Consider the following 5,413-nt stretch of genomic DNA (forward strand, 5'->3'; position numbering starts at 1 on the left):
GGATGCATCCTTTTAGCGGACCTGGCGGCGACCTACTCTCCCGCGCCTTGAGACGAAGTACCATTGGCCCAGGGGGACTTAACGACCGAGTTCGGAATGGGATCGGGTGGGGAACCCCCGGCAAAGCCACCAGGTCAGCGAAAAGGATGCTGCTTGTCCCTTTTGAGGAGGGACAAGGCAAAGAAGAAGACATCAGTGTCAGGCAAGGTTTGTAAAGCTTGCATGGGTTTGACTGAAGAACGATCAAGCCTATCGAGCTATTAGTACCGGTAAGCTCCATGCGTCGCCGCACTTCCACACCCGGCCTATCAACGTGGTGGTCTTCCACGGCTCTCAGCGAGACCTTGTTTTGAGGTTAGTTTCCCGCTTAGATGCTTTCAGCGGTTATCTATTCCACACTTAGCTACCCTGCTGCACAGCTGGCGCCATGACAGGTCCACCAGAGGTGTGTCCATCCCGGTCCTCTCGTACTAGGGACAGATCCTCTCAAGTCTCGTACACCCACGGCAGATAGGGACCAAACTGTCTCACGACGTTCTGAACCCAGCTCACGTACCACTTTAATCGGCGAACAGCCGAACCCTTGGGACCTGCTCCAGCCCCAGGATGTGATGAGCCGACATCGAGGTGCCAAACTTTGCCGTCGATATGGACTCTTGGGCAAAATCAGCCTGTTATCCCTAGAGTACCTTTTATTCGTTGAGCGATGGCCCTTCCACGCAGGACCACCGGATCACTATGGCCGACTTTCGTCTCTGCTCGACTTGTCAGTCTCGCAGTCAGGCGGGCTTATGCCATTGCACTCGACGACCGATTTCCGACCGGTCTGAGCCCACCATCGCGCGCCTCCGTTACACTTTGGGAGGCGACCGCCCCAGTCAAACTGCCCGCCACGCCATGTCCCGGACCCGGATAACGGGCCGCGGTTAGACGTCAGCAACAATAAGGGTGGTATTTCAAGGATGGCTCCACCGGAACTGGCGCCCCGGTTTCATAGCCTCCCACCTATCCTACACATGTTGCTGCTAACGCCAAGGCGAAGCTGCAGTAAAGGTTCATAGGGTCTTTCCGTCTGACCGCGGGAACCCCGCATCTTCACGGGGAATTCAATTTCGCTGAGCCTATGCTGGAGACAGTGGGGAAGTCGTTACGCCATTCGTGCAGGTCGGAACTTACCCGACAAGGAATTTCGCTACCTTAGGACCGTTATAGTTACGGCCGCCGTTTACCTGGGCTTCAATTCGGAGCTTGCACCCCTCCTTTTAACCTTCAGGCACCGGGCAGGCGTCAGACCCTATACGTCGCCTTGCGGCTTCGCAGAGCCCTGTGTTTTTGATAAACAGTCGCTACCCCCTGGCTTGTGCCACTCTTTTCTGGTTGCCCAAAGAAGAGTCACGCTTATCCCGAAGTTACGCGTGCAATTTGCCGAGTTCCTTCAGCATAGTTCTCTCAAGCGCCTTGGTATACTCTACCTGCCCACCTGTGTCGGTTTCGGGTACGGTCTCCGTTGGAGTTATTTCCAGGGACCTGTTCACTGCCGGAACCAATCCAATAAGGACCGACAATTTACCAGATCCGTCACTTCCAACTGGCTCAGGAATATTCACCTGATTCCCATCGACTACGCCTTTCGGCCTCGCCTTAGGGGCCGGCTAACCCTGCGCAGATTAGCTTTACGCAGGAACCCTTGGGCTTTCGGCGAGAGGGTCTCTCACCCTCTTTATCGCTACTCATGTCAGCATTCTCACTTCCGATACCTCCAACAAGGCTCACGCCTCATCTTCACAGGCTTACGGAACGCTCCGCTACCGCTTGCTCGAAGAGCAAACCCATACCTTCGGCGACTGGCTTTAGCCCCGTTACATTTTCCGCGCAGGTTCGCTTGACCAGTGAGCTGTTACGCTTTCTTTAAATGATGGCTGCTTCTAAGCCAACATCCTGGTTGTCAAAGCAAACCCACATCGTTTCCCACTTAGCCAGTACTTGGGGGCCTTAGATGATGGTTAGGGTTGTTTCCCTTTTCACGACGGACGTTAGCACCCGCCGTGTGTCTCCCAGATATCTCTCTCGGGTATTCGGAGTTTGATTAGAATTGGTACAGCTCGCGCCGCCCGCATCCATTCAGTGCTCTACCCCCCGAGGAGTCCGTCTGAGGCACTACCTAAATAGTTTTCGCGGAGAACCAGCTATGTCCAGGTTTGATTGGCCTTTCACCCCTATCCACAAGTCATCCGAGAATTTTTCAACATTCACCGGTTCGGTCCTCCAGTTGGTGTTACCCAACCTTCAACCTGCTCATGGATAGATCACCTGGTTTCGGGTCGTCATGCGACGTACTTATTCGCCCTATTCAGACTCGCTTTCGCTGCGCCTACACCTAACGGCTTAAGCTTGCACGGCACATGAAGTCGCTGACCCATTATACAAAAGGTACGCCGTCACCACGCGCGGTGGCTCCGACTGCTTGTAGGCTTCCGATTTCAGGATCTGTTTCACTCCCCTTGTCGGGGTGCTTTTCACCTTTCCCTCACGGTACTTGTTCGCTATCGGTCATTGAGGAGTACTTAGGCTTGGAGGGTGGTCCCCCCATGTTCAGACAGGATTTCACGTGTCCCGCCCTACTCGAGTCTGTCGCTATTTGACGCTTACGGGGCTATCACCCACTATGGCGGACCTTCCCAGATCCTTCAGCTTTATGTCACGACAGCACTGGCCTGGTCCCGGTTCGCTCGCCACTACTACGGGAGTCTCGGTTGATGTCCTTTCCTCCAGGTACTGAGATGTTTCAGTTCCCTGGGTTTGCTTAATGACCCTATGTATTCAGATCATTATACCTTGTCCGATCCACCGATCGTGCTTCACCAAGGTGAAGCAAGTCGGGTGACCGTAAAGGTGGGTTTCCCCATTCGGAGATAGCCGGATCAAAGGGTGCTCGCGCCTCCCCGGCTCTTATCGCAGCGTGCCACGTCCTTCATCGCCTCTCAATGCCAAGGCATCCGTCAGAAGCCCTTATGCGCTTGATCGTTCTCAGCAAAACCCATGCGCTTACCGTCTAGGGACGGCTCGCATGCGCTTTACAATTTGTCAGACAATGATGTCTTCTTAAGTCCAACCTAAACGGCTGAACCCTACATTCACGATGTCACTTCGCAGATGGCTCAGAGCCAGCTGCAAACTTGATATCCTCGATCGCGCCTCTGTCCGTCCTCCAGCTGGCTTCGCTCAAGAAGCGAAGCGTTAGCGAAGACAGCCAACAAAGATGGTGGAGCCAGACGGATTCGAACCGACGACATCCTGCTTGCAAAGCAGGCGCTCTACCAACTGAGCTATGGCCCCTCACACTCGGTGTGAGTTGCTCGCCCAGGAGAGCTGTCGGTTGCGGTCCGTATGTTTGGAAAGAGTGGTAGGCCCGATAAGACTTGAACTTATGACCTCACGCTTATCAAGCGTGCGCTCTAACCAACTGAGCTACGGGCCCATAGGCCGCTCAGATCGGATCAGGTGATCCGCTCCAGGGCTCGCGATCGTGCCTTGAACCTGGTCGGCTCAAGACAAGTGGAAAGAGAAACGGAGACGGCGGCGATCCGCTCATTTGTGTGCGTCTAGCGCACTAATTGGAGCCTCAATAAACTCGTGAGAGCTTGGAGAAGCATCCTTAGAAAGGAGGTGATCCAGCCGCAGGTTCCCCTACGGCTACCTTGTTACGACTTCACCCCAGTCGCTGACCCTACCGTGGTCGCCTGCCTCCTTGCGGTTAGCGCAGCGCCTTCGGGTAAAGCCAACTCCCATGGTGTGACGGGCGGTGTGTACAAGGCCCGGGAACGTATTCACCGCGGCATGCTGATCCGCGATTACTAGCGATTCCAACTTCATGCTCTCGAGTTGCAGAGAACAATCCGAACTGAGACGACTTTTAGGGATTGGCTCCCCCTCGCGGGATTGCAACCCTCTGTAGTCGCCATTGTAGCACGTGTGTAGCCCACCTTGTAAGGGCCATGAGGACTTGACGTCATCCCCGCCTTCCTCCGGATTAACTCCGGCAGTCCTGTTAGAGTGCCCAACTGAATGGTGGCAACTAACAGCGAGGGTTGCGCTCGTTGCGGGACTTAACCCAACATCTCACGACACGAGCTGACGACAGCCATGCAGCACCTGTGTCCCAGTCCCCGAAGGGAAAGCCAGATCTCTCTGGTGGTCCGGGCATGTCAAAAGGTGGTAAGGTTCTGCGCGTTGCTTCGAATTAAACCACATGCTCCACCGCTTGTGCGGGCCCCCGTCAATTCCTTTGAGTTTTAATCTTGCGACCGTACTCCCCAGGCGGAGTGCTTAATGCGTTAGCTGCGTCACCGACAGGCATGCCTGCCGACAACTAGCACTCATCGTTTACAGCGTGGACTACCAGGGTATCTAATCCTGTTTGCTCCCCACGCTTTCGAGCCTCAGCGTCAGTAACGGACCAGTATGTCGCCTTCGCCACTGGTGTTCTTCCGAATATCTACGAATTTCACCTCTACACTCGGAGTTCCACATACCTCTTCCGTACTCAAGACTGCCAGTATCAAAGGCAATTCCAAGGTTGAGCCCTGGGCTTTCACCTCTGACTAAACAGTCCGCCTACGCTCCCTTTACGCCCAGTAATTCCGAGCAACGCTAGCCCCCTTCGTATTACCGCGGCTGCTGGCACGAAGTTAGCCGGGGCTTCTTCTCCGGGTACCGTCATTATCGTCCCCGGTGAAAGAATTTTACAATCCTAAGACCTTCATCATTCACGCGGCATGGCTGCGTCAGGCTTTCGCCCATTGCGCAAGATTCCCCACTGCTGCCTCCCGTAGGAGTTTGGGCCGTGTCTCAGTCCCAATGTGGCTGATCATCCTCTCAGACCAGCTACTGATCGTCGCCTTGGTGAGCCTTTACCTCACCAACTAGCTAATCAGACGCGGGCCGCTCCAATGGCGATAAATCTTTCCCCCGAAGGGCACATCCGGTATTAGCTCAAGTTTCCCTGAGTTGTTCCGAACCAAAGGGCACGTTCCCACGTGTTACTCACCCGTCCGCCACTAATCCCGAAGGATCCGTTCGACTTGCATGTGTTAGGCCTGCCGCCAGCGTTCGCTCTGAGCCAGGATCAAACTCTCAGGTTGAGTTGACATTGACTCCAGCTATTTGATCGAGGGGAAAACCCCGATCGCGTATCTGGTTTGCATAGTTTCTTGACGAGTTCCCATCACACAATGACCAAGCTCGAAAGCTCAGCCACCGTATAAATGGTGTCTTCAAGAGACCGCATTCGTCAGCGTCTAAGGTTACCTCGAAGGGTAACCGCCAGAGCGCCGCCGCCTGCGTTTCTCTTTCCAAATCAACAATGTCAAAGACCAGAGCCGAAGCTCCGAGCCGCCTCCGAAACCGGGGAGCG

The 5,413-nt window shown here is 54.8% G+C and carries 2 tRNA genes and 3 rRNA genes; all 5 read right to left on the reverse strand.

The features are described from left to right. Positions 1–19: 19 nt before the first annotated feature. Positions 20–134 (reverse strand): 5S ribosomal RNA (gene rrf, locus DDF62_RS19760). Between the two features lie 105 nt (positions 135–239). Further along, a 23S ribosomal RNA gene (locus DDF62_RS19765) occupies positions 240–3,023 on the reverse strand. A 237-nt stretch (positions 3,024–3,260) separates the two neighbouring features. Next, a tRNA-Ala gene (locus DDF62_RS19770) sits at positions 3,261–3,336 on the reverse strand. A 65-nt stretch (positions 3,337–3,401) separates the two neighbouring features. Further along, a tRNA-Ile gene (locus DDF62_RS19775) sits at positions 3,402–3,478 on the reverse strand. Positions 3,479–3,659: 181 nt separating this feature from the next. Continuing rightward, a 16S ribosomal RNA gene (locus DDF62_RS19780) occupies positions 3,660–5,141 on the reverse strand. Together the 16S, 23S and 5S rRNA genes with 2 tRNA genes alongside form the textbook arrangement of a ribosomal RNA operon. Positions 5,142–5,413: the final 272 nt, after the last annotated feature.

This window comes from Caulobacter radicis (assembly GCF_003094615.1).
GTDB classification, from domain to species: domain Bacteria; phylum Pseudomonadota; class Alphaproteobacteria; order Caulobacterales; family Caulobacteraceae; genus Caulobacter; species Caulobacter radicis.